A 21,193-nucleotide genomic window follows, 5' to 3' on the forward strand; every position below is an offset into this window, starting at 1 on the left:
CGACGTCATCTACGCCATGCTCCGCAACGGCACCCACTACCGACACCCCCAACCAGCCCCCGCCGCGGCTTGACAACCAGATAGGGACACCCCCCCCGCGACGACCTCACCGGCGGCTTCGAAGCCGGCCAGGTACGGCGGCCGCGGGCCGTTGAGGAACGTGCCACGAGCCTTCGAGATGTCTGCGAAGTTGACACCGGCGGCGGTGACGCGGCTCAAGACCTCACCTCGGCCGGGACTCGGCACCAGGGCATCGGAGATGAGGCGCATATCCTGTGGGCCCTTCAAGGAAGTCTGCTGCAGCGCGCGCATGGCGACCGGAACGCTCATCGGCGATCCGCCCTTCTTTCTCGGCCTACATGATCGAGGCGCGGTCCGCCACGCGGCCCACGCCTCCCACCATGTAGATCCCGGCCACCACGAAAAGGAATCGCCGCCCCCACCCGTGCCGCCACCCCCCGCAACTTTCGTGACGCGATGACGTCCTGTTCCTCTGATTCTCTGTCACTCAACCGGCCAACTCCGGACGGCGTACATTCAGGTCTCGGATGTCACTGCTCTTTTGCCAGTCACCGGAACCCACTCGAGCGGCAATACCAGGCAGGCTCCGGCGTCGCCGCCGACTTCATCAACTGTGCATCTCGCCGGAGAGCCGACGCCAACGCACCTCACCATCGATGCAGTTCGCTCGCCATAGTGGAGCCCCCCGGATCACGTTCCCAGGTCGACAACAGCGGACCGGCCAACGCGCGCCCGCGTACCACACAGCCGAATGCCGGCCTCGCGTCATGCCTTCCCGCTGCGCGCAGCCAGGAGGGGCACACCGCATGAGGCAGTTTCCGCTCGACCCATGCTCGCGCAGCGCTCTGACTGACATGCTCGGATTCGACGACGCACTCCACGCTTTCGCCGTCGTCGGTGACGAGCTTGATCGACGCTCGCCAGCGGAGCCGGCGAACGCAACGCGCACACGGCTCGAACACTACGTCCACGACTGCCATGGTCGTCGAAGTACGAACACATCACCTCGTTTCTTGACGAACCTCACGCAGGTCCATCGCCTATCACCGCATGTTCGAGGCCTTGCTCGATCGGCAGGTACGCAGAGACATCGTCAAGAACTTCCAAGGTCTCGGCGCCGAAGGGAGCGGAGATGTGAAACCGCAGAAGATCGCGGTTGTCCTGGACATCGGACTGCCTCGGCGGCACAGCCGGTCTCGGGTTTCAGCCGCCGTACCTCGTGCTCTATCTCCGCGAACATCAACCGGCTCGACACCTCCCCCGGCGCTGTTCCCAGTGCATCGGCCACTCCCCCCGTGCCCGCTTCGCCGGCGGCGCGCCGAACGCGCCGGGCCCACTCGCACAACCCCTCTCGCGATCGCCAAAACGTACATAGCGTAACCGCATGCATACGTATCAGCCGTCACCCTCGTTGTCCGCCGATCGGGTGAACGTCGGCTGCCGGCACCCTGAGAACGAGGGCCTCAAACAGAGGCCCGGTTGACCACTTCGAGGGATGGAAGGCCTTCCACTCGAGATGATGCCAGTCTCGAGATTGAGATGGCCGTCGTGGACGAAATATCGGCGCGGCAGATCGTGCTCGCATGGTTGGCGCCTCGGCACGAACAGGCACGTTGGCACTATCCGGCCGCCGTCGGACTACTTCGCCTCCTCAGAGGCCGGCAAGGCACTCACGGCGGCACGCGCATCCGACAGGGTCACCGGCCATCGCTCCAGTACGGCCTGCCATGCCGACCGCAACGAGACACCGGCCGCAAGAACGAGGATCGGACCCTGGCCCCATCTCGTAGCCACGACCGTCCCGAGCCGGTCGGCTTGGCCAGGCAGCGGCGCACCACCCGGGAGGAAGTCGATCGTGCAGGTGCCCGGCTGCCGCAGCACGTCGTCCTCGAGACCGGCGCCGGCGGCGGTGTAGCTCCGCAGCCCATTGCGCACATCGACATCGACCGGCAGAGCAGCAGCCTTGTGCGCGATGTTGTACTCGGAGATCGTGCGGTACCGGAAAAAGGTCATGAGCAGAACCTAGTACACGGTCACAACGGTCACAGCACCTGACGAACAATCATTCTCACTCTGGGTAAATGACCCGCGACGGAAGTAGAAGCCGTCGTGCCGGCCGACTTCGGTGCTCAGCGTCCATCCTCCGCCTGCAGGCCGTCGCCCGGGCAGGTGGCTTCGGGCCGCCGATGAAGATCCAAACCTCAGAACAACAGGCGACCATGTGTGTTCTCAACAGGCACTACCGCGGACGCAAAGCGAACCGGCTCGGACAACCGAGGTCGGGGCTTCGCCCTGGGCGGTTTGCACGATCACCCGACCGGGTAATTACCTAGCCCGCGGTCCAGCTTGGCCGCACACGTGATGCAGGGCGGGTGGCTCCGCCATGACCGAAAGCTCAACGAAAAGTTCAGCCGTCAGGCCAAGGGAGTGGTGGTCGTGACCGGATCGTCCCAGCCGGCACGCCTCAACGTCGCGCGGACCGAGCGCGACTCCCACGGCGTGATCCTCCTTCTCTACGGCGAGCTCGACGCGAGCACGGCTCAGCAACTGGTGCAAGGTGCCGCGCAGTTGTTCGCCGCCGAACACCCACCCGAAGTGCTGATCCTGGACCTGACCGGGCTATCGTTCCTGTCCGTCGCCGGAGTCAGGGCGGTCCACGCCGTTCACGAGAGCGCCGGACTGTGCCGCGTGCGAGTGGTCACCGGTGACCGTCCCGTGGTGCGAGAGTTTCTGCACGCCACCCGCTTCGACGCGATCCTGGATTGCTACAGGACCCAGGCCAGAGCGATTGCCGCGAGCAGCCGTGCCGAGTTCGTAAGCCGCGCGAAAGCGATCTGGGACGCTTGTTGATCGATGCGCCACCGACGCCACGCCGACCAGAACCTCGTCACAACCCCGCGCACACAGCCGCGCTACCTACCAACGATTCTTCAGCTGCAACCCGAACTCGTCATCCTCCGGACGTGTCGACGCGGCCACCGTTCCGCACACCGGAGTCGGCGCCAGGGTTGACCGGGCCCTGCGCCCATCATTGCGACCCGTACTTAGGTCGTACCGCACAGTGACCGTGCCGACCACGAGTGCGGCGCCCGACAACGGGACGACTCCGAGCAGCCGGGACACGATCAGCGCCGGACCGTCGCGGCGGATGAGTAGTGCAGAACGTACGGCGCGAACTCCACCCAGACTGCCGCGAGGAACACCAGCGAGCTGGGCAAACTCGGAGTCAGCCAGCTCTCGGTTCCGGGACCCACCCAGAAGTGGCTCCCGACGACGTGACCCCGCCACGCCACCTCCCTGATTGAGACACCCAGCAATTATTGTATTCTACAACCGTTTTTGCAGTGGTTTGCCGGTGACCACGCATCGCTCCACTCACCACACAGCCACCCCCACGTTCGCGAAGCCCGGCACCGGCGTGCCGATGCCTGCGGCTACCCGGCGCGAAACGGCGCGACAGCGATGGCTCCGGAATGCCGACGGCGAACGTTGTTCGGCTACTTGCTCGGATACCCGACGACGCATTGTCACGGTCGTCCAGCATGTCGAGGACGTCCCGGCTCAACCTCGACCACAAGAACACGGCAGGGGCGGGCGACGCCCTAGTTGTTCTGTCCGGGGAGGTTGCGATCGTGGCGACACGTGACCGGATGATCTTGGCATAAGGGAGGGCCTCCGGGTTCGGTGTGGATTGCGACGTCTACACCGATCAACGGAGGCCCTCGTGACCCACGCTAACGCACCCCTGACCCCGACCGGCAGACTCCGCCTGGCCCGTTGTGTCGTCGAGGACGGCTGGCCGCTGCGCAGGGCCGCGGAACGGTTCCAGGTGTCGGTCTCCACCGCCGCCCGCTGGGCCGACCGCTACCGCGACCACGGCGAAGCCGGCATGGCCGACCGGTCCAGCCGCCCTCGCACCAGCCCCAACCAGACTCCCACCGAGACCGAGCGGCGGGTCATCAAAGTCCGGGTGATCCGCCGGTGGGGACCCGCGCGGATCGCCTACCTGCTGGGCTTGAACCCCTCCACAGTGCACCGGATCCTGCGCCGCTACCGGCTGCCCCGGCTGACCCACCTCGATCGGGTCACCGGCCAGCCGGTCCGCCGCTACGAGCACGCCGCGCCCGGTGACCTGGTGCACGTGGACATCAAGAAACTGGGCAACATCCCCGACGGGGGCGGCCACAAAGTCCTCGGCCGCGCTGCCGGGCGCCGCAACAGCGGCAGCCGTGGCCACGGCTACGCCTACCTGGACAACGCCGTGGACGATCACTCCCGCCTGGCCTACACCGAGATCCTGGCCGATGAGACCCGGGAAACCGCGGTTGCGTTCTGGATCCGGGCGCAGGCGTTCTTCGCCGGTTACGGCATCACCGTCCGAGGGGTGCTGACCGACAACGGCTCCTGTTACCGCTCCCGTCTCTGGCGCGACACGCTGCACGATGCGGCGATCGCCCCGAAACGCACCCGGCCCTACCGGCCGCAAACGAACGGGAAAGTCGAACGCTTCAACCGCACCTTGCTGGAGGAATGGGCCTATGCCCAGCCCTACCGCACCGACACCGAACGCCGGGCAGCGCTACCGCGATGGATGCATATCTACAATCACCACCGCGGACACACCGCGCTCGCAGGCCGCCCACCGGTCAGCCGCGTCCCCAACCTCACAGGGCAGTACACCTAGTGCCGCGAACACCCCCGCGCAGCAAGAGCCGCGCCTGCGCCGGACTCTTCCCAGTGCGCACGACCACCTCGAGGAGCAGCGCAACACTCGACCGTCCCGTCGAGAGCGCAGCGAGGAGGAGTCGAACGCACTACCGAGCACGAGGTTCCGATCAGCAAAGGGAAGGAAGTTCACAAGGTCACCCGTGGCGCACTCCAGTGCGCGATTTGCGTACACCTACCCTCGATGACTCGCTCGGACACCCGCCGTAGCAGGGAGTCGGCAAGCCCATCCGTCTTGGCGAGCAAGGACCGCCTTGCGGCTACTTTGGACTGAGGGCCTCCGAACTCCTGCCAATAACAAGAAGAGATCGTACGGTCGCGACCAGTGCCACCTCGTCCTCGCGGGCCGGGCTCTGTCCTTACGCTCAACGACGTCCGGCGACCCGGCATGAATCTGCCAGGTCTCCGCGCTCCACAGCTAGGTCCGACCCCGGCTCACGGAGCGATACGCGCCTGCCCTCCCGCGACGGAAGGCGACGGTCACGCTGATCACCGAGAAGAATGCAACGACGATCCCGACGACGACGTCGTTGGCCCGAGCCCAATCGCGGTGGCCTTCCGACGGATAGCCGAGAGCGAACGGAGCAATGATGAGCCAAAGGCCGGCTATGACGTCGACCATGCCCAGCCGCGACGCCACGCGAGGGACGAGCACACAAAAAAGTGCCGCGGTAGCGACTACGACGCCGGTCACGACGTCGTTCCAATAGCCACCTATCCCGGCGAACGTACGGCTGTAGTCCAGCGCGAAAGGCGCGATGATCAGCCACACGCCTGCAAGCAGCACCACCGCGGCCGGCAACCTCTCTTCGCGTAAGAGCCGATCCTTCGGCGACATCTTCGGCACGACCTTGGCTCCTTCCTGCACCCTCGCGGCATACCCGCCTGCGGGTTCGGCAAACCGGCCGGCCATCCGGACCACGCCGACGGGGCGAGAACACGGGTGCAGGCGACTCAAGAGCGGTCAGCGCGGCCGATACGACCGACGATGACCCGCCCTGCGGGGCCGGCATGAGCGTGACAATTTGAGCCAGGGCGCCCGGAGCAGGTAGCTGATTGATTCTGCCTCGCCAGATCCGACTCGCGGCGGCTCACCGGTTCGTCGAGATCAGGTGGTGCACCAGCGGGCCCGTCGAGGCCCGCGCACCGGCGCCCAGCCCGATCCGGTTCAGCCAGACGAACACCGGCGTCGCACTGGGGGCCGGGCGACGTGCGTGTCCAAGAGAGGAGTGCCCTTCAGTCACGACGATCGGCGGGGCCACCGAGAGCGCGACGACGAGCTGGCCATCCGCGTGCCAACGGCCGTGTTTCGCGAACGACAAAAGCGAGATGGGTACCCGTTCCGCGGAAAGCTAAACTCCCTTTTCCGGAGATTTCTCCGCTAACAAATCGGGGAATTATCCGTGCCCCAGAGCAATACCTGACGCACAGCGTGACGAATTACGGATGTGAGCGATGCGATCGATGTGATCCTGCCGTGCCTGAACGAAGCGGAGGCGTTGCCGGCGGTGCTGGGTGCGCTGCCGGAGGGCTACCGGGCGCTGGTCGTGGACAACGGCTCCACCGATGCGACCGTGCAGGTGGCGCGGCGCCTCGGTGCGTCGGTGGTGATGGAGCCGTGCCGCGGCTACGGCGCAGCGGTCCAGGCCGGCGTGCGACACGCGAGCAGTGACGTGATCGCGGTGCTCGACGCGGACGGGTCCGTTCCGGCCGCGATCTTGCCCGTCCTGGCCCGTGAGGTCCTGGCCGGGCGGGCCGACTTGGCCGTCGGCAGGCGGCGACCGGTTGCCGGGTCCCAGCCTCGGCACACGCGAGCGGCAAATGCGCTGCTGACCTGGTGGATTCGGCGACGCGGCCTCCCGGTGCACGACATCGCGCCGGTGCGGGTCACCAACCGGCGCGCGCTGCTCGAACTCGGGGTCACCGACCGCGCGTTCGGCTATCCGTTGGAACTACTGGTGCGCGCCGCCGCCGCGGGCTGGAGCGTCGCCGAGGTGGACGTGGCCTACGGCCAGCGGCTCGGCGGTAGGTCGAAAGTCTCCGGATCGTGGCGCGGCACGCTCCGCGCCACCTGCGGGATGTCCGGGGTGGTGGTCCGGACATGGACACACCGGTGATCGTGCTGGTGCTGGCGAAGGCTCCGCAAACGGGACTGGTGAAGACCAGGTTGTGCCCGCCGGCGACACCGCTGCAGGCAGCACGAGTCGCCGCCGCGTCATTGATGGACACGCTGGCTGCAGTGGCGGCCACGCCGGGGACGCAGCCTGTGCTTGCCCTGGCCGGAGATCTCGCGGACGCGGAGGCCGGGCCGCGGCTACGGCAGATCGTGGACGGCGTGCCGGTGGTGCGGCAGCGCGGGACCGGCCTCGGTGAACGGATCGCCGCCGCTCATCGCGACGCGGCTGTTCTGTTCCCCGGCCAGGCGGTGCTCCAGATCGGGATGGACACTCCCCAGGTCACACCGTCGCTGTTGGACGGTTGCAGGCGCAGTCTGGCGGCACCGGGCGTGGACGCGGCGCTCGGGTTCGCCGAGGACGGCGGCTGGTGGCTGCTGGGCCTACGCGATCCGCTGCGCGCCGCATCGATCGCCCACGTTCCGACTTCGCGCGCTGACACCGGAAAGCGCACGCTGCTGGCCTTGCGCACCAGCGGGTTGACCGTGTGCCCGCTCCCCCGGCTTTCCGATGTGGACACCTATGACGACGCGCGTACAGTGGCGGCCACACTCCCGGGATCGCGCTTCGCGGCAGCCGTGCGGGACATCCGGTGAGCGGGGCCGGCACGGCACTCGGCTCGGCATTCGACCCGGCCCTGACCGGCTCATCTTCGTGGCTGCACCTCGACGACGGACGTCGGCTCCGGTACGACACCCGACGGTGGCATCGACGCGCCGATCACGCCGACGGGTGGCTGCTAGACCACTGTGTCGGCCCGACCCTCGATCTTGGTTGCGGCCCCGGACGCCTGGTCGCCGACCTGCAGGAACGAGGTGTTCCGGCGCTCGGCATCGACTCGTCCGCCAAGGCCCTGCGCTACTGCCGCGAGCGCCGCGCACCGGCGTTGCAGGCCGACGTGTTCGACGCGCTTCCGGCCGAGGGCACCTGGCAGCGCGTCCTGCTCGCCGACGGCAACATCGGGATCGGCGGCGATCCTGTCCGGCTCCTGATCCGGGCGGCTTCGCTTCTGCGTCCGGGTGGGGCAGTCGTGCTGGAAACGAGCCCGTCCTGGCCGGGGTTGTGGCGCGGCCGGGCACGCTGGCCCGACCCACGTGATCCGGCCGACGGCTGGTTCCCCTGGGCGTTGGTCGGCAGCGACGCACTGCCGGCCCTCGCCACCGCGGCTGGACTGCACATCCAAGAGCAGGCTCGGCGCAGACATCGGCAGTTCGCCCGGCTGGAGCCCGTCAGCTCAAATCCCTCCGGCACGACGACGGAGAGCGCACCATGACGAATGCGGACAACAACGGCCGGGCGCCCGATACCCGCGCGGAGCGGTACGGGTTCCCCGCTCGGCTTTGGCGCGCTTTGGACCGGCACCGCCCACCCGGTCTGGGCCGTACCCGAACGTGGCGCAGCCCGCTGCGTGGCCCCTGGCTCACCGCGGTCTTCGGCGCGGTGCTGCTGACAACGTTGCCCATCGTGATCGTCACCGGGTTGCTGTCCTACCTCGCTTACGGCCCTCAGTTCGGCCAGGCGTTACCCGCCGACGTCGGCTGGTTGCGGCTACCCGGCTTCGACTGGCCGACTGATCCCCCATGGCTCTACCAACTGACCCAAGGCCTCCACGTCGGCCTCGGGTTGGTATTGACCCCGGTGGTGCTGGCCAAGCTCTGGTCGGTGGTGCCGAAACTGTTCACGTGGCCACCAGCCCGGTCGATCGCCCAGGTCGTCGAGCGGGTCTCGCTTCTGCTGCTCGTCGGTGGGATCCTGTTCGAAACGGCCACGGGGCTGCTCAACATCCAGTACGACTACCTCTTCGGGTTCAGCTTCTACACCGCGCACTACTACGGTGGCTGGATCTTCCTCGCCGCGTTCGCGGCACACGTCGCAATCAAACTGCCGGTGACGATCCGGGCTCTGCGCCCGCGCTCGCTGCGCGCCGAACTCCGCACATCGCGCCAGAACACCCGGCCGGAACGTGCCGACAGCGATCTCGTCGCCGCCAGTCCGGCCGCCGCGTCCATGAGCCGTCGCGGGGCGCTCGCCTTGGTCGGCGGCGGCGCCGCGCTGATCGCTCTGCTCACCGTCGGTCAGAGCATTGGAGGAGTCACGCGCTACACAGCGCTCCTCCTCCCGCGCGGACGCCGACCCGGCGACGGCCCGGCCGGGTTCCCGGTCAACCGCTCCGCGGCCGCCGCGGCGATCAGCCCAGCCGGAACCGGCAGCGCCTGGCAGCTCGCCTTGGCCGGCGGGCCAAGGCCGGTGTTCCTCGAACGGGCGATGTTGTCCGCGCTCCCCCAGCACACCGTCGACCTTCCGATCGCCTGCGTCGAGGGATGGTCCACTGTCCAGACGTGGACCGGAGTGCGGCTTGCGGATCTCGCCGCGCTTGCCGGCGTTCCGTCGCCCCGCGGCGCCCACGTCAGGTCGTTGGAGCGGACGGGCGCCTTCAACCAGGCGACTCTCCAGGCGAACCAGACTCTGCATCCGGACTCGCTGCTCGCATTACGGGTCAACGGCACGGATCTGTCCCTGGACCACGGCTACCCGGCGCGGATCATCGTTCCGGCACTTCCTGGAGTGCACAACACGAAATGGGTCCAAGCCATCGAATTCCGGGGCCGTTGACATGCGGGCCGCCCTCTCCGGTGTCACACGCTTCTACGGCGCTCACCCACTGCACCTGCTGGCGTTGCTGGCCTGTTTCGCGCTGGCCGGGTACGCCACCCTCAAGTCCGCTGCCAGTCCGCAATGGCCAGTGATGCTCGGCTGGTTCCTCGCCGCCGTCATAGGCCACGACCTGTTGCTGATTCCGGTTTACGCACTCGCCGACCGTTCTTTGACCACTGTCGCGCACGCGCTTCGCCGACGCCGGAACACCAGTCCCGCGGTGCCGGCGGTGAACCACATCCGCATCCCCGTGCTGGCCGCGACACTCCTGTTCGTGATGTTCTTTCCCGGCATCATCCGTCAAGGCGAAGACACCTACGTGGCCGCAACCGGCCAGGACCAGCAGCCCTTCCTCGCTCGCTGGCTGCTACTCACCGCGGTGTTCTTCATTCTCAGCGCCGTCTTGTACGCGCTGCGCTTGGGTCACCACCATCGCGTCGACACGCGGAGAAACCACTGACCGTGTTCCGCGCGACGAGCGGGCTCCGACGGGGCACTCAGCAACCGCTCGCCCTGGGCAGGACCGCCCACACGGTCTTGCCTCCCGACCAGGCTCGACTACTGCCCCAGACCTTGGCGATCTGGGCCACCAGACGCAGGCCGAGGCCGGGTTCGAGAGCGGTGAGCCGCTCACGCAGAACTGCTGCGCGCGGATTGTCGTCGGAAACAGCAATCGTGAGGTGACCGTTGCACAGTTCGAGACGGAGCTGCGGATCCGCGTCGGTGTGCAGCATCGCGTTGTCGACCAGTTCGGTGGCGACCATCTGGGCGTCTTGGACCAGGTCACCGAGCGACCAATCCGCGCAGGTCCGGTCCACGAACGCTCGGGCTACCGAGGAGATGTGCGGCGACCGCGCCAGCAGCTTGGTGGCACGCCGCCGAGGAGGCCTGGCCAGTCCGGCTTCCGCGCCGGCCTGGTCGGGGTGCACGGAGACGAACCGGTCGACTGATCGCGCTGCCAAGCGCGCCCTGGTGTCGGGCCGCCCGGCCACGATGGCGAACGGGATCCCCGGCCAATCCGACACCCGCATGGCCACCAGGGCGAACACACTGAGCAAGGTGTCGTCGGAAATCTGCAGCCGCTCGATGTCGGCGATGAGCCCGTCGGGGGCATCCGCCGCGGTCTTGAGGAGGCCATCGCGCAGGAGCGGGTAGGTCTTCAGATCCAGAACACCGGTGACCGTCGCCGTCGTCACGTGGACGCCGTGCTCAAACGTCAGAACCAGACCGTCGCCGGGTGCCACGACACTCCTCCCTTCAAGCAAGCTGTGGAAGTCCAGTTGCCGACGATACGCCGACGCCGCGGACACAAGTGGCCACTGCCGGGTAAGACTCTCGTAAGGGGGTACCCATGCAACAGGCTTTGGAAGGAACGATCAGCGGGTGGGCGCATGAGGGCGGTAACCGATTTCCTGACCGGCTCCAAGCTGCTCGTCCGCACCACAGTGGCGGACGGCATCATCCTCGTAACGGTGGCGGGGACGGTCGGGAGCCGCGCACCGGACGCCTTCGGCAACGAACTCACGGAAGCCTGTCAGCTGTGCACCGGCGTGGTCGTCCTCGACGTCAGAAGGTGCGAGATCAACGGCCGCTGCCTGACCGAAGTGGTCCGTGGGGCGCTGCAGCGGGCAGTCGGCTGCCGATGCCGGGTGCAGGTGATCACGGCCGATCGGGATATAGCGGAGGCCTGCTTCGCCACCGGCATCTCGTGCACACGGCGCCCTGCCAGCCGCTCGCAGGAACGGACGCTCGGCAGGCCGGATCAGTCCGCCGTTCCGATCAAGCCGGGCAGCACGTGAGAAGGGGATCCGAGCCCACCGAGTCGGCACGCCGTCACTGTTCGTTCCGTCGGTCGCCGAGGTCGACCAGGGCTTGCGCCTCGCGCTCTGTGGTCACCGTCGGCGCCGAACCCTCCAACGGCCTACGCGCGGACTCCCGCGCGAAGTAGATCGAAACCGCACCGATCACGCCGGCGATCATGAGGTAGTAGGCGGGCCAGTTCAGGTCACCCGTGCCGGCCACCAGCGCACTCATCACGGTCGCGGTGGTTCCTCCGAAGATCGACACCGAGATGTTGAAGGCGATCGAGAGCCCACCCGCCCGGACGCGGGTCGGGAACAACGCGGGCAGCGCCGAGGGCAGCACGGCGGAGAACAGCACCAGGGTCAAGCCCATCAGGAGGAGCCCGAAGAACGTCGCGACCCCGCCACCGGCCCTGACCAGCAGGATCGCAGGCAAAGACAGTGTGACCAGACCCACGCAGCCGACCAGCACGACCGGCCGCCTGCCGACCTTGTCCGACAGCCGCCCGATGAACGTGATCACCACCATCAGCAGGACGAGGACGACGATCTGCAGGATCTCCGACGCCGTCTCGCTGATCCCGCCACCCTCGTGCGGCAGCGTCTCGGTCAGGTACGTCGGCATGTAGCTGGTCAGCATGTAGTTCGCTACGTTCCACGTGAGCACCAAGCCCCCGCACACCAGCATCGCGGGCCAGTACCGCGCGAAAACTGTCGCGACCTCGCCGCGGACCGAGGCCGCACGCCGATTTCCTTCATGTTGCTCCAATTGGGTGAACGCCGGCGATTCCTCGAGGCGCTGGCGAAGGTAGAGGCCCACCAGGCCGAGGGGCAGAGCCAGCAAGAAGGGGATTCGCCATCCCCAGGACAGCAGAGCCGAGCCGGGCAGCGCCGCGGCCAGCACGGTGGCGATCGTTGCGCCGAACGCATACCCGGTCAGGGTGCCGAACTCCAGCCAGCTGCCGAAGAACCCGCGGCGCCGGTCTGGCGCATACTCGGCGATGAAGGTCATGGCGTTGCCGTACTCGCCGCCGGTCGAGATGCCCTGCAGGAGCCGGGCAAGCAGCACGAGCATCGGCGCGGCGATACCGATCGCGCCGTAGCTCGGGATGACCCCGAGCCCGAACGTGCCCAGCGCCATGAGGATGACCGTCAACGACAGCACGCGCTTGCGTCCGATGCGGTCGCCGAGGGGCCCGAAGATCAACCCACCGAACGGACGGATGAGAAACGACACGGCGAACACACCGAAGGTGGCGATCTGCCCGGCCGCGCTCGGCAGATCCGTGAAGAAGACGCGCTGGATGGTGGTCGCGAGATAGCCGTAGACGCCGAAGTCGTACCACTCGGTGATGTTTCCGATCGCCGCCGCCCCGACGGCACGTTTGATCACGGCCGGCTCAGTGATCCGGATGTCCTCCAGTGCCAGCCGGCCGCTCGATCGCGCTGATTCCGCCATGACGCCACCTCCTATCGCCGGACAACGCCTACCCGCTCCCGCGCATATCCACACATGAGGCCTGGGCCGCGAGAACGAAGTCCGATTAGTCGGTTTGGCGGACGCGAGTACGGTGGGCAGATAGTGCCGTCCCAACCGCATTTCCGTGAGCAGTGATCTATCAGCGTCGAGAGGCGTCGATGCGCTCACTGATCGTTGAGTTCATCGGACGGTAAGCCAGCAAGGTCGCGCTAGCCGGGACGTGTGTTGAGGATGTGCCGAAGTAGCCGGACGGCGGGACCGTCACCTTTCCGCCCGGCTATGGACAGAGCACGGTGGATTTGTCGAGTCTCAAGGTGAACGGCTTCCGTCACCCCGCGCGGCAAGCCCGGCCGCGGCGATTCTGTGCCGGCGCGGGTGGCGGCCCCCGAGGGGGTGAGGCGGGCGACCGCCACCCGCTTGCCCGGACGACGACTCTCTCTGGGGGAAAGATGAGTCACCGCCCGGAGTTTGTGAGTGGGGGAGCCAGCGAGCCTCATCGGCTGTCTCTCCACTCACGACGGTGCGGCCTGCCTCAAGAGGCACACGCGCACCTGCCACTGGGCATTCCCGGAATCCCGTACAGAACTCGCGCGCTAGTGGTGAGCGGGTTTGGTGACGATGGGCACGTTCCGGTGATCGTCGCCCTTCCCGCCGGTTGGGTGAGACGGAGTGCCGTGGTTACCGGCATCCGGTGGGTTGACCTCATTGTGGCTCGAGCCGTAGTCGGCGTCGGCACGGATGTTCGCGCAGTATGCGCCGACCTTGTCCGTGCCGCCGGCCGTGGTGATCAGAAAGGTGAACGCCGGGCTCTCCAAGGCCTTCCCGTGTTCCGTTCCGGCGCCGGCAACGTAGGCGTCACACAGCCCGACCTGCGAGGGAGATGGAGTCCCGCGAGGCACGGCGCTGGAGCTCTTCGCATCACCATGGGAAGGCGCGGCCATCTCCGTCGTCGACACGCTCAGCTTGGTCGAAGGAGCTGTCGTCGCCGGTCCCGTCACGGAGTGATCGTCTGGCGAGCCGGGCAAGTTGCCGGTCGCCGCGACTGCGGCGACTCCCCCTGCGGTCACCACGGTCGCGGCTGCGGCCGCCACCGCGAGTCTGGCCGTGACCAGTCTCGCCAGCGCTGTCTTGATCATCCGACGTCTCCGGGGTCGAGGGGCAGGAGCAAGACGAGCGGCCCGGAACGCCGCGACAGCAGCGTGCTCCCCACGCAGTTCAGCTTCAGTTGCCGCCCTGGCCGCGGTGGCAAGCAAAGCGTTCAGTGCGTGGTCGCGCCCGGCCCGTGAGCCGTCGAGGATCTCCTCGGCGGTTCGCCGGTCGAGTCGTCGTGAACGGTTTGTGCTCATCTCACCTCCTTCAGCGTCGACGCCTTCATTTCTGTCACACCTGCTTCTGACCTGCGACTTCGGTGTCCTTCGGGCGGTGGCAGGTGCTCGGCCAGGGTGCGCAGGCCTCGGTATGCAGCGGTCCGTACGGCGCCAGGTCGCTTGCCCAGCACCTTGGCCGCGGTGGGCGCGTCGAGCCCCATGACAGCCCGCAGCATGACTGCTTCAGCCTGATCACGAGGAAGTTTCGCGATCAACGCCAGCGCGGCGTCCGTGCCGATCGCGTCGAAAGCCGAACCGGCGGTGTCCTCTCGTCCGGGTACGTCGGCGAGCTCTTCGACACGCTCCGCAGCCACCGGGCGTCGACGCAGGTTCCGCAGGTGATCGATAGCTCGGTGCCGAGCGATCGTTGCGGTCCAGCCGCGAAAACCGTCCAAGTCGCCGCGGAACTTCCCGAGGTCCCGCACCACCTGCAGCCAGGCCTCCGAGGCGACATCTTCGGCGTCGTCACCGACCAGGACCCGCAAGTACCGCAGCAGACCCGGTTGGACGGCCCGGTACACCACGCGAAACGCATCGTCGTCGCCGTCTCGAGCGGCGTTCAGCGCAGCCGACGGGCTCATAGCCACAGGTTCCGGCCGCTTTGTCCCGGGCGGACGCCCCAGGACACCCCGTCCGTCGCCACCGTGCCGGAATGACACCAGCTTCTTCACCCACCCTCTGTTTGCCGACGCCCGACGCCCAGCCCCGCGACATCATGGTGCACGCGGTGCCGCCGCGAAACCCCGCGGGCGGCAGTGGTGGTTCCCGCAATCCCGTTCGTCAGCTGTCAATCTCTCCGATCGACGACGTCCGTGCCCGCGATCCCGGATTTCAGCCGGTATGACCCGGCTCCGCACTTTGCCTCCAGTAAACCTTTGCCTTGCCATCTGCTCACTTCGTTCATTTGGGAGGAACAGGGATCTGCGTCGCGAGAACACAGTCGACCGCACCGCGGGGAAAACCCTGCAGCCGCCTTCGAGCGTTAGGCTCCTCGTCCTGGGCGGGCGCGGGCGCCCGCTCCCGGATGACTCGACGCGGATGCTCGCCGACAACGTCGAAACCACCTCGTCGCCATTACCTGCACCAGCACGACAAGTCCGCGAACGGCCTGGGTCGGGGCGCCCGGCACCCTCGAAGCGTTTAGGTTCAGCATCGTGGGGTAAGTCCGCTTGAGAACCACTCGGGCGGCCGGGCGCGGATCAGCCACCCCCCACTGGGTGCGCGCGAATTTCGGTCGCCTTGCGCGAGGGTGACCCGGTTGAGGCGACGGTTGGCAGGGAGCTGCCGTGGCCGATACGTCGGCCGGCCGGGTCACCCTCATTCCCGAAACCGACCGCGATCCATCGTCACGACGTCCGTCGACCGCACAGATCGCGCGCCATGCTGATTCCGCCGGTCTCGGGTCGCCAGACAGCCAGCAGACGGCAGCAAGGTCACGACCATGCAGGACGCACCGGGCTCGGCGGTTCGGACAGGTGCAGAACCCGCGCACGGGGGTATGCGCCTCACGTGCTCGGTGCGGCCGTGACGAGGTCGAGCACAGCTGGGCGCTGGTGAGGGTCACGCGTCCCGGCTCCAGTCTCTTATCCACATCGTGCTCAGTTCCTTCCCCAGTGCGGCGCGACCAGTGTGCAGACGAGTAGTCGCCACTGAGCTGGGTAGGCCAATGTCACGGTGTGGGCTATCAGCGCAGCCTCGAGCCGTCACGCCGCTCACTAATAGCTCTCTGACGGAAGGCACGTCCATGGCGAGCGAACACCCGGTCATCGACCAGCCGATCGGTGACCTGGAGGTGATGCACGAGTTCTTCGGGCCCATGCCCACGGGCATCAGCGTGTCCCGGGGCGGCCGCATTTTCGTCAACTTCCCGAAGTAGGGTGACGATGTGCAGTTCACCGTCGCGGAGATCCGTGACGGTGAACTCGTCGCGTACCCGAATCAGGCGTTGAACGACTGCGACGGCCGAAGCGATCCGAACGCACTGGTGTCCGTCCAGAGCATCGTCGTCGACCCCGCCGACCGGCTCTGGATCCTCGACACCGGCAGCCCCGGGTTCCAGCCGACCGGCCACGGCGGCCCGAAACTTGTTTGCATTGACCTAGACCGCGACGAAGTCGTCCAGGCGATCCTCTTTCCCGAAGATGTCGCCCTGCCGACGACCTACCTCAACGACGTCCGCTTCGACCTGCGTCGCGGAACAGCGGGCTTCGGATTCATCACCGATTCGTCCGACCAAGGACCGAACGGGCTCATTGTGGTCGATCTCGACACCGGCGAGTCGTGGCGGCGCTTGCACGAACACCGGAGCACAAAGGCTCACACACCACCCGATCTGCGGATGGTGGTCGAAGGCCGGGAGTTCCTGGAACGGGGCGCGGACGGCTCCACCAATCCGGTCAAGATGGGGGCCGACGGTATCGCCATCAGCGGAGACGGCACGCGGCTCTACTACTGCTGCCTGGCGACGCGACGCTGGTGGAGCGTGTCCGTCGACGCTTTGGTCGACCGGGAACGCGACGACGAGGAAGTTGCGGCCACCGTCGTCGACGAAGGCGACAAAGGATCGGCTGGCGACGGCATGGAAACCGACGATCAGGGGCGCCTCTACGTCACCGACGGTGAACACAACGCTATCCATCGCCGTCACCCGGACGGCAACTGGGAAACCGTCGTCCACGATCCGCGGCTGTTGTGGCCGGACACCATGTCCGGCGCTGCCGACGGCCACCTCTACGTCACGTCGAACCAGCTCCATCGCCAGGACAAGTACCGCGGCGGCAAAGACGAGCGCCAGTATCCGTACTTTCTGTTCCGCACCCCGATCGACGCCGGCCCCATCACCCTGCGATGACTCGGTCGCGCGACGACGTCGATGACGTCGCGGATTGCTACGCGATATCCAGCTCCGGAAACGGACCCGGTCTGCCCTTCACGGCCTGCATTACGCGCTAACAACGGAACCTACGCCATCCCGGTCGCTGCCGGCCGCGGTGTGGAGCAGCACAATCGGCTGATGTCTGGTGTCGGAACGTGAGCGCGTGGGGCTGCGGTGATCTTTGACCCGTGGCCACGGCCGCTGTGTCCGGAGCCGCCCGTGGCGACCAGACGCGCCACAGCGCTGAGCATAACCACTACCGCGACGCCAGACGTCGCCTTTGGACCACCGAGTCCGATACAAGCCGCGGGACGGGAAACCGGGTACCAAGGACATCACAGCGACCGTTTCGGCCCAGGCGTGCATGCGAAGTCGGCGACCGTTGCCGGCGCAAGTAAGAGGTGATCTTGACCTGCCTTACCGCGCTGCTACGGCTTAGCGAGGCAATAGACGAGCAACCGATCGCGGCAAAGGGCCTTGCCTGACCTTCGCGTGCGTTGAGCAGAGCCGGCTAGCTGCCGAGGAAATTCAATAGTGCACGGTTCCATTCCCCGGTGTGGCTGACGTTGACGCCATGCGGTCCTCCCGTGACGAGGTGCAGCTTGCTGCCGGGAACCGCGGCATGCGTGCGGGCACCGGATCCGGCGAACGGGACGGTGGCATCGCTGTCGCCGTGCAGGACGAGCGTCGGAACGGTGATCTTCGCTAAGTCGTCACGGAAGTCCGTGGTGCCGAACAACGTCATGCAGGTCAAGGCTGCTTTCTTATCGGCCTCGTCGCACATGTCGCGCGCTTCGCGCCACTGCGCGTCGGTGACCTTCACCTCGCCACCAGCGGAGAAGAACTCCGTGACGAAACCATCGTAAAACGCGTCTTGGTTCTTGGTTAGAGAAGCGCCCATGTCAGCCGCTTGCTTCTTCGTCAACGGCCCCTCGGGATTCTCGTCCGACTGCATCATGTACGGCGTCACCGACGATGCGAAGACGATGCTGCTTAACCGCTCCGGACCGTAGGTGGCAACGTAGCGGGCGACTTCGCCTCCGCCCATCGAGAACCCGACCAGCGTCACGCCGCGCAGGTCCAACTCGGTCAGAAGGACGTGCAGATCCTCGGCCAAGGTGTCGTAGCTGTACTTCAGCAGTGGCTTGTCGCTGCGCCCGAAGCCGCGGCGATCGTAGGTGACGACACGGCGTCCGGCTTCGGCCAATGCGGGGATCTGGTACTTCCACGACGCTCCCGACAGCGGCCAGCCGTGGATCAGCACGACAGGAGGTCCCTGGCCTCCGGTGTCGTCGACGTGCAGCTTGGTGTTGCGGAACAGCCCGTGGTGGGCGGTGATCTCGGTCATCTGCGCTCCATGATGAATGCTGTTGTGATGCTCTGGTTTGCGGTTGCACTGCCTGGCACGGGCACTGACGGCTTCCAGCGTGGCTACCCCCGCCGCAGCTGACTAACCTCCCAGGGCACCGCTGTGCGCTCCGGTGCGCGGTCATCAATCGGCTTGCTCACGTGTTCGACATCGAAGCTCACCCGTTCAGCGTCAAATGCATCTGTCATCTTGCGCCGAACGGGCCTTGCGAGCGTAGGCTCATTTTGTATCGGTTCAGTCGGACAGCCGCCATCCCCGTCAGTGTTCGGGCACAGCCGCACCGAGCGGAGGCCGGCGCACAGTGTCCACGCCCGACCAATGGCCTCCTGCTCGCCGAAGGAGGCCGATCATGCAGGATTCTGCCATCCCGGTTCCCGGCAGGGTGACCATTACGGCTCGCGAACTCGACGACACCACGGTCATCACCGTCTCCGGTGAACTCGACGCCACGGTAGTCGATGATCTACGACAGCATCTCACCACGGGGCTCAACTCGGCTGCCGCCATGATCGTGGACCTGACTGTGGTGACCTTCTGTTCGGTCGCGATCCTGCGAGCCTTGCTTGATACGAAGGTCGCCGCCCGATCGGCGGCGGTGCCCTGCGCGATCGTCAGCAATCACCGGACCGTTTTGCGCGCGATCATTGTCAACGGGCTGTGGTCCGAGCTCACACTTCACCGCACACTCGACGCAGCAATGGACAGCCTGTCCGACGACGCTCCGACTGCGATTTTAGCGGCTTAGCGACCCCTGTGCCGGGCGAGCTATTTGCACAGCGGACCTACCAACACGTTGGTCTTCCACGCGCGTGGCCGGCGTTTTGAACCGGCTCACGGGGGTACTCCGCTGACCATGTCCGAGTACGGTTCGAGCGACCGCCGGGCGACGGCCGTTGTCGTCCGTCCCTACGGCAACCCTTTACCGCTGGGCTTCTTCTGCTTCGGCGTCGGCATGGTGGTGCTCGGCGGGATAGGGCTGGGACTGCTCACCGGCGACCAGGTGCGGACAGCCGGGATCCTGCTGGCCGGTTTCGTCTTCCCGTTGGAGTTCCTTGCCGCGGTGCTGGCCTACCTGAGCCGGGACACCGGCGCAGCGACTGCTCTCGCCTTGTTCGCGGCCTCCTGGCTCGGTCTGGGCGCGGTCCACATCGTCTCGCCCGCGGAACAAACCAACACGGCCACTGGCTTGTTCCTCGCCGCGTTCACGATCATGCTGATCCCGCTGATCGTGGTCGGCTTCCTCGGCAAGGCTTTGCTGGGCGCAGTTCTCACGGTGTCTGCGACGAGGGCAGGTCTCGCGGCGGCGTACCAGCTGGGCGCACCACACGAGCTGCAGACCGCGAACGGGGTGGTGGCGTTCGCTCTGTTCGCCCTCGCGTTCTACGCCGGCACCGCGTTCGTCGTCGAAGACTTGGGGCAGCGAACTGTTCTGCCGATCCTCCGCCGCGGTACGGCGAAGCGTGCCATCGAAGAAGACCTCCACACCCAACACTCCCGTCTGCCGCACGAACCGGGAGTGCGCAATCAGCTGTGAGCCGATGGTGCGAACTCGCACGCCGCCCGCTTGCGCGGGGTCCGATCACGACGCCGATCAGCGGCAACCAGGTACGGGTGCACCGCAACGAACTCGCCGATCGAGCAGGCGCACACGCCGGCCACGTGATCTGGGCGGTCGGTCACCAAAGGCGAAGGAGACGCCGGGCCAGCTCCCGACCCGTGCGGCGATCAGGGCCCGCGATTGTCGACGGTCGGGCACTCCTGCGTATCAGTACCGAGCTCCAACATCCCGTCCCGCATCCGGGACGCTGTGACCGGCGTAAGCACGCCGGTGACCGTCACCACCGTAGGCCCGGCGATCAACGCGCTCTCCTCCGGGAAAACCGACGTCAGGCCGCTCGCCGACCAGCTCGCCGCTCCGACCCGCGTGCTGCTGGACGGCGGGTGCCGCTTCACCCCGCCCTCATCACACTGACCGAGCGCCGCCGCCCGATCCACCCCGCGAGCAGGACCGGCCCGTGGCAGGCTCGAACCCATGACAATGCAACGGTTCGAGGTCAGCCGCCGGATCGCGTCCCCGCCGACGAGGGTCTTCGCCCTTCTGTGCGACCCGCGCGGGCACGTGTCCATCGACAGCTCCGGCATGCTGCAATCCGCTGACGGCGAGCCGGTCCGCCGGACTGGTGACGAGTTCATCGTTCACATGGACCGCGAAGCCCTCAACGACCTGCCGATGGGCAAATACGACGTCACCGTCATCATCACGAAATACGAGCAAGACGCTCTGCTGGAGTGGACGATCTCCGGCACCATCCAGCCGCCCATCCGCCACCTCTACGGCTACCGGCTCGAGCCGGACGGGACCGGGACCGGGACCGGGACCCACGTGACGTCCTACTACGACTGGAGCGAAATCGAGCCCCGCTACCAGGACAAGATCGACTTCCCGATCATCCCCGAGTCCGCACTGCGGGCGACCCTCGGCATCCTCGCCCGCACCGTCGAGTGAACCGGTTTCAGCTCGCCTCGCCCAGCATGCCGCCCAGCAATGTCGCGAGGGTACGACGGTCGGAAACCCCGAGCTTGGCGCGGATGCGGACCATGTGGTGTTCGACGGTTTTGCCGGAGATGTGCAGCTGCTCGCCGATCTCCTTGTAGGTGTGCCCGGCGACGAACAGCCGCCCGATGTCGCGTTCGCGTTCGGTCAACGCCGGCGGCTCGGCCGCCG

General features: G+C 66.9%; 23 protein-coding genes. 14 read left to right on the forward strand and 9 right to left on the reverse strand.

The window, feature by feature from the left end; translation table 11 throughout:
- Nucleotides 1-36 precede the first annotated feature (36 nt).
- Both ACWEN0_RS49055 and ACWEN0_RS49060 read right to left on the reverse strand, forming a co-directional pair.
- Nucleotides 37-330 (reverse strand): alcohol dehydrogenase catalytic domain-containing protein, encoded by a 294-nt coding sequence (locus ACWEN0_RS49055; RefSeq protein ID WP_451988635.1) that lies wholly within the window; start codon nt 328-330, stop codon nt 37-39.
- A gap of 1,329 nt (nt 331-1,659) precedes the next feature.
- Entirely contained in the window at nt 1,660-2,034 is a 375-nt protein-coding gene (locus ACWEN0_RS49060; RefSeq protein WP_451988636.1) for a hypothetical protein, read from the reverse strand.
- 333 nt (nt 2,035-2,367) lie between these two features.
- Here ACWEN0_RS49060 and ACWEN0_RS49065 point away from each other — a divergent pair, with 333 nt between their 5' ends.
- Both ACWEN0_RS49065 and ACWEN0_RS49070 read left to right on the forward strand, forming a co-directional pair.
- Nucleotides 2,368-2,871, forward strand: a complete 504-nt coding sequence (locus ACWEN0_RS49065; RefSeq protein ID WP_451988637.1) for an STAS domain-containing protein — start codon at nt 2,368-2,370, stop codon at nt 2,869-2,871.
- A gap of 874 nt (nt 2,872-3,745) precedes the next feature.
- Nucleotides 3,746-4,705, forward strand: coding sequence for an IS481 family transposase (locus tag ACWEN0_RS49070; protein WP_451988638.1), 960 nt, complete (start codon nt 3,746-3,748; stop codon nt 4,703-4,705).
- 459 nt (nt 4,706-5,164) lie between these two features.
- Here the strand turns inward: ACWEN0_RS49070 and ACWEN0_RS49075 are convergent, their stop codons facing one another.
- Nucleotides 5,165-5,614, reverse strand: a complete 450-nt coding sequence (locus ACWEN0_RS49075; RefSeq protein WP_451988639.1) for an SPW repeat domain-containing protein — start codon at nt 5,612-5,614, stop codon at nt 5,165-5,167.
- A 580-nt stretch (nt 5,615-6,194) separates the two neighbouring features.
- Here ACWEN0_RS49075 and ACWEN0_RS49080 point away from each other — a divergent pair.
- The 5 genes from ACWEN0_RS49080 to ACWEN0_RS49100 are packed head-to-tail and all read left to right on the forward strand — an operon-like array spanning nt 6,195 to nt 10,035.
- Nucleotides 6,195-6,863, forward strand: coding sequence for a glycosyltransferase family 2 protein (locus ACWEN0_RS49080; protein ID WP_451988640.1), 669 nt, complete (start codon nt 6,195-6,197; stop codon nt 6,861-6,863).
- The gene (locus ACWEN0_RS49085; protein WP_451988641.1) at nt 6,848-7,516 is read left to right on the forward strand and encodes a TIGR04282 family arsenosugar biosynthesis glycosyltransferase; all 669 of its coding nucleotides are present in this window, start codon (nt 6,848-6,850) and stop codon (nt 7,514-7,516) included. Before ACWEN0_RS49080 ends, ACWEN0_RS49085 begins: the two co-directional genes overlap by 16 nt.
- The gene (locus tag ACWEN0_RS49090) at nt 7,513-8,193 is read left to right on the forward strand and encodes a class I SAM-dependent methyltransferase (protein WP_451988642.1); all 681 of its coding nucleotides are present in this window, start codon (nt 7,513-7,515) and stop codon (nt 8,191-8,193) included. The genes ACWEN0_RS49085 and ACWEN0_RS49090 overlap by 4 nt, the downstream gene beginning before the upstream one ends.
- Nucleotides 8,190-9,533 carry a molybdopterin-dependent oxidoreductase gene (locus ACWEN0_RS49095; protein WP_451988643.1) on the forward strand — a complete coding sequence of 448 codons (1,344 nt, stop codon included), beginning with the start codon at nt 8,190-8,192 and terminating at the stop codon, nt 9,531-9,533. The genes ACWEN0_RS49090 and ACWEN0_RS49095 overlap by 4 nt, the downstream gene beginning before the upstream one ends.
- Before the next feature lies 1 nt (nt 9,534).
- Nucleotides 9,535-10,035: a hypothetical protein gene (locus ACWEN0_RS49100; protein ID WP_451988644.1), complete on the forward strand. Its 501-nt coding sequence runs from the start codon at nt 9,535-9,537 to the stop codon at nt 10,033-10,035.
- Nucleotides 10,036-10,072: 37 nt separating this feature from the next.
- On the opposite strand, the gene ACWEN0_RS49105 is transcribed toward ACWEN0_RS49100, so the two are convergent.
- Nucleotides 10,073-10,819, reverse strand: a complete 747-nt coding sequence (locus ACWEN0_RS49105) for an ATP-binding protein (RefSeq protein ID WP_451988645.1) — start codon at nt 10,817-10,819, stop codon at nt 10,073-10,075.
- Between the two features lie 147 nt (nt 10,820-10,966).
- Here ACWEN0_RS49105 and ACWEN0_RS49110 point away from each other — a divergent pair, with 147 nt between their 5' ends.
- Complete coding sequence (locus tag ACWEN0_RS49110) at nt 10,967-11,374, forward strand: hypothetical protein (RefSeq protein WP_451988646.1); 408 nt, start codon at nt 10,967-10,969, stop codon at nt 11,372-11,374.
- A gap of 34 nt (nt 11,375-11,408) precedes the next feature.
- On the opposite strand, the gene ACWEN0_RS49115 is transcribed toward ACWEN0_RS49110, so the two are convergent.
- From ACWEN0_RS49115 to ACWEN0_RS49125, 3 genes are all read right to left on the reverse strand, one after another.
- Complete coding sequence (locus ACWEN0_RS49115) at nt 11,409-12,836, reverse strand: MFS transporter (protein WP_451988647.1); 1,428 nt, start codon at nt 12,834-12,836, stop codon at nt 11,409-11,411.
- A gap of 614 nt (nt 12,837-13,450) precedes the next feature.
- The gene (locus ACWEN0_RS49120) at nt 13,451-13,993 is read right to left on the reverse strand and encodes a hypothetical protein (RefSeq protein ID WP_451988648.1); all 543 of its coding nucleotides are present in this window, start codon (nt 13,991-13,993) and stop codon (nt 13,451-13,453) included.
- A 206-nt stretch (nt 13,994-14,199) separates the two neighbouring features.
- On the reverse strand, nt 14,200-14,805 hold the full coding sequence (locus tag ACWEN0_RS49125) for an RNA polymerase sigma factor (RefSeq protein ID WP_451988649.1): 606 nt from the start codon (nt 14,803-14,805) through the stop codon (nt 14,200-14,202).
- Between the two features lie 1,163 nt (nt 14,806-15,968).
- Here ACWEN0_RS49125 and ACWEN0_RS49130 point away from each other — a divergent pair.
- Nucleotides 15,969-16,100, forward strand: coding sequence for a hypothetical protein (locus tag ACWEN0_RS49130; RefSeq protein WP_451988650.1), 132 nt, complete (start codon nt 15,969-15,971; stop codon nt 16,098-16,100).
- A gap of 9 nt (nt 16,101-16,109) precedes the next feature.
- Entirely contained in the window at nt 16,110-17,075 is a 966-nt protein-coding gene (locus tag ACWEN0_RS49135; RefSeq protein WP_451988651.1) for an L-dopachrome tautomerase-related protein, read from the forward strand.
- Nucleotides 17,076-17,610: 535 nt separating this feature from the next.
- Here ACWEN0_RS49135 and ACWEN0_RS49140 read toward each other — a convergent pair.
- On the reverse strand, nt 17,611-18,447 hold the full coding sequence (locus tag ACWEN0_RS49140; RefSeq protein WP_451988652.1) for an alpha/beta fold hydrolase: 837 nt from the start codon (nt 18,445-18,447) through the stop codon (nt 17,611-17,613).
- Between the two features lie 370 nt (nt 18,448-18,817).
- Between ACWEN0_RS49140 and ACWEN0_RS49145 the strand changes: the two genes are divergently transcribed.
- The 4 genes from ACWEN0_RS49145 (at nt 18,818) to ACWEN0_RS49160 (ending at nt 20,974) form a co-directional block, all read left to right on the forward strand.
- Entirely contained in the window at nt 18,818-19,213 is a 396-nt protein-coding gene (locus ACWEN0_RS49145; protein WP_451988653.1) for an STAS domain-containing protein, read from the forward strand.
- Nucleotides 19,214-19,321: 108 nt separating this feature from the next.
- Nucleotides 19,322-20,002: a GPR1/FUN34/YaaH family transporter gene (locus ACWEN0_RS49150; RefSeq protein WP_451988654.1), complete on the forward strand. Its 681-nt coding sequence runs from the start codon at nt 19,322-19,324 to the stop codon at nt 20,000-20,002.
- 294 nt (nt 20,003-20,296) lie between these two features.
- A complete protein-coding gene (locus ACWEN0_RS49155; RefSeq protein WP_451988655.1) occupies nt 20,297-20,440 on the forward strand; it encodes a hypothetical protein in 144 nt (47 codons plus the stop codon).
- A gap of 60 nt (nt 20,441-20,500) precedes the next feature.
- Nucleotides 20,501-20,974: an SRPBCC family protein gene (locus tag ACWEN0_RS49160; protein ID WP_451988656.1), complete on the forward strand. Its 474-nt coding sequence runs from the start codon at nt 20,501-20,503 to the stop codon at nt 20,972-20,974.
- A gap of 7 nt (nt 20,975-20,981) precedes the next feature.
- Here the strand turns inward: ACWEN0_RS49160 and ACWEN0_RS49165 are convergent.
- Nucleotides 20,982-21,193 (reverse strand): helix-turn-helix domain-containing protein (locus ACWEN0_RS49165; protein ID WP_451988657.1); only part of this gene is annotated, 212 nt, incomplete at its 5' end.

Source organism: Amycolatopsis sp. NPDC004378, assembly GCF_053602455.1.

Coding starts and splice junctions, on each gene's coding strand:
- ACWEN0_RS49055 (WP_451988635.1), bottom strand. CDS start 330: ATGAGCGTTCCGGTCGCCATGCGCGCGCTGCAGCAGACTTCCTTGAAG.
- ACWEN0_RS49060 (WP_451988636.1), bottom strand. CDS start 2,034: ATGACCTTTTTCCGGTACCGCACGATCTCCGAGTACAACATCGCGCAC.
- ACWEN0_RS49085 (WP_451988641.1), top strand. CDS start 6,848: ATGGACACACCGGTGATCGTGCTGGTGCTGGCGAAGGCTCCGCAAACG.
- ACWEN0_RS49095 (WP_451988643.1), top strand. CDS start 8,190: ATGACGAATGCGGACAACAACGGCCGGGCGCCCGATACCCGCGCGGAG.
- ACWEN0_RS49100 (WP_451988644.1), top strand. CDS start 9,535: ATGCGGGCCGCCCTCTCCGGTGTCACACGCTTCTACGGCGCTCACCCA.
- ACWEN0_RS49110 (WP_451988646.1), top strand. CDS start 10,967: ATGAGGGCGGTAACCGATTTCCTGACCGGCTCCAAGCTGCTCGTCCGC.
- ACWEN0_RS49115 (WP_451988647.1), bottom strand. CDS start 12,836: ATGGCGGAATCAGCGCGATCGAGCGGCCGGCTGGCACTGGAGGACATC.
- ACWEN0_RS49120 (WP_451988648.1), bottom strand. CDS start 13,993: ATGATCAAGACAGCGCTGGCGAGACTGGTCACGGCCAGACTCGCGGTG.
- ACWEN0_RS49125 (WP_451988649.1), bottom strand. CDS start 14,805: ATGAGCCCGTCGGCTGCGCTGAACGCCGCTCGAGACGGCGACGACGAT.
- ACWEN0_RS49130 (WP_451988650.1), top strand. CDS start 15,969: ATGGCGAGCGAACACCCGGTCATCGACCAGCCGATCGGTGACCTGGAG.
- ACWEN0_RS49140 (WP_451988652.1), bottom strand. CDS start 18,447: ATGACCGAGATCACCGCCCACCACGGGCTGTTCCGCAACACCAAGCTG.
- ACWEN0_RS49145 (WP_451988653.1), top strand. CDS start 18,818: ATGCAGGATTCTGCCATCCCGGTTCCCGGCAGGGTGACCATTACGGCT.
- ACWEN0_RS49150 (WP_451988654.1), top strand. CDS start 19,322: ATGTCCGAGTACGGTTCGAGCGACCGCCGGGCGACGGCCGTTGTCGTC.
- ACWEN0_RS49160 (WP_451988656.1), top strand. CDS start 20,501: ATGACAATGCAACGGTTCGAGGTCAGCCGCCGGATCGCGTCCCCGCCG.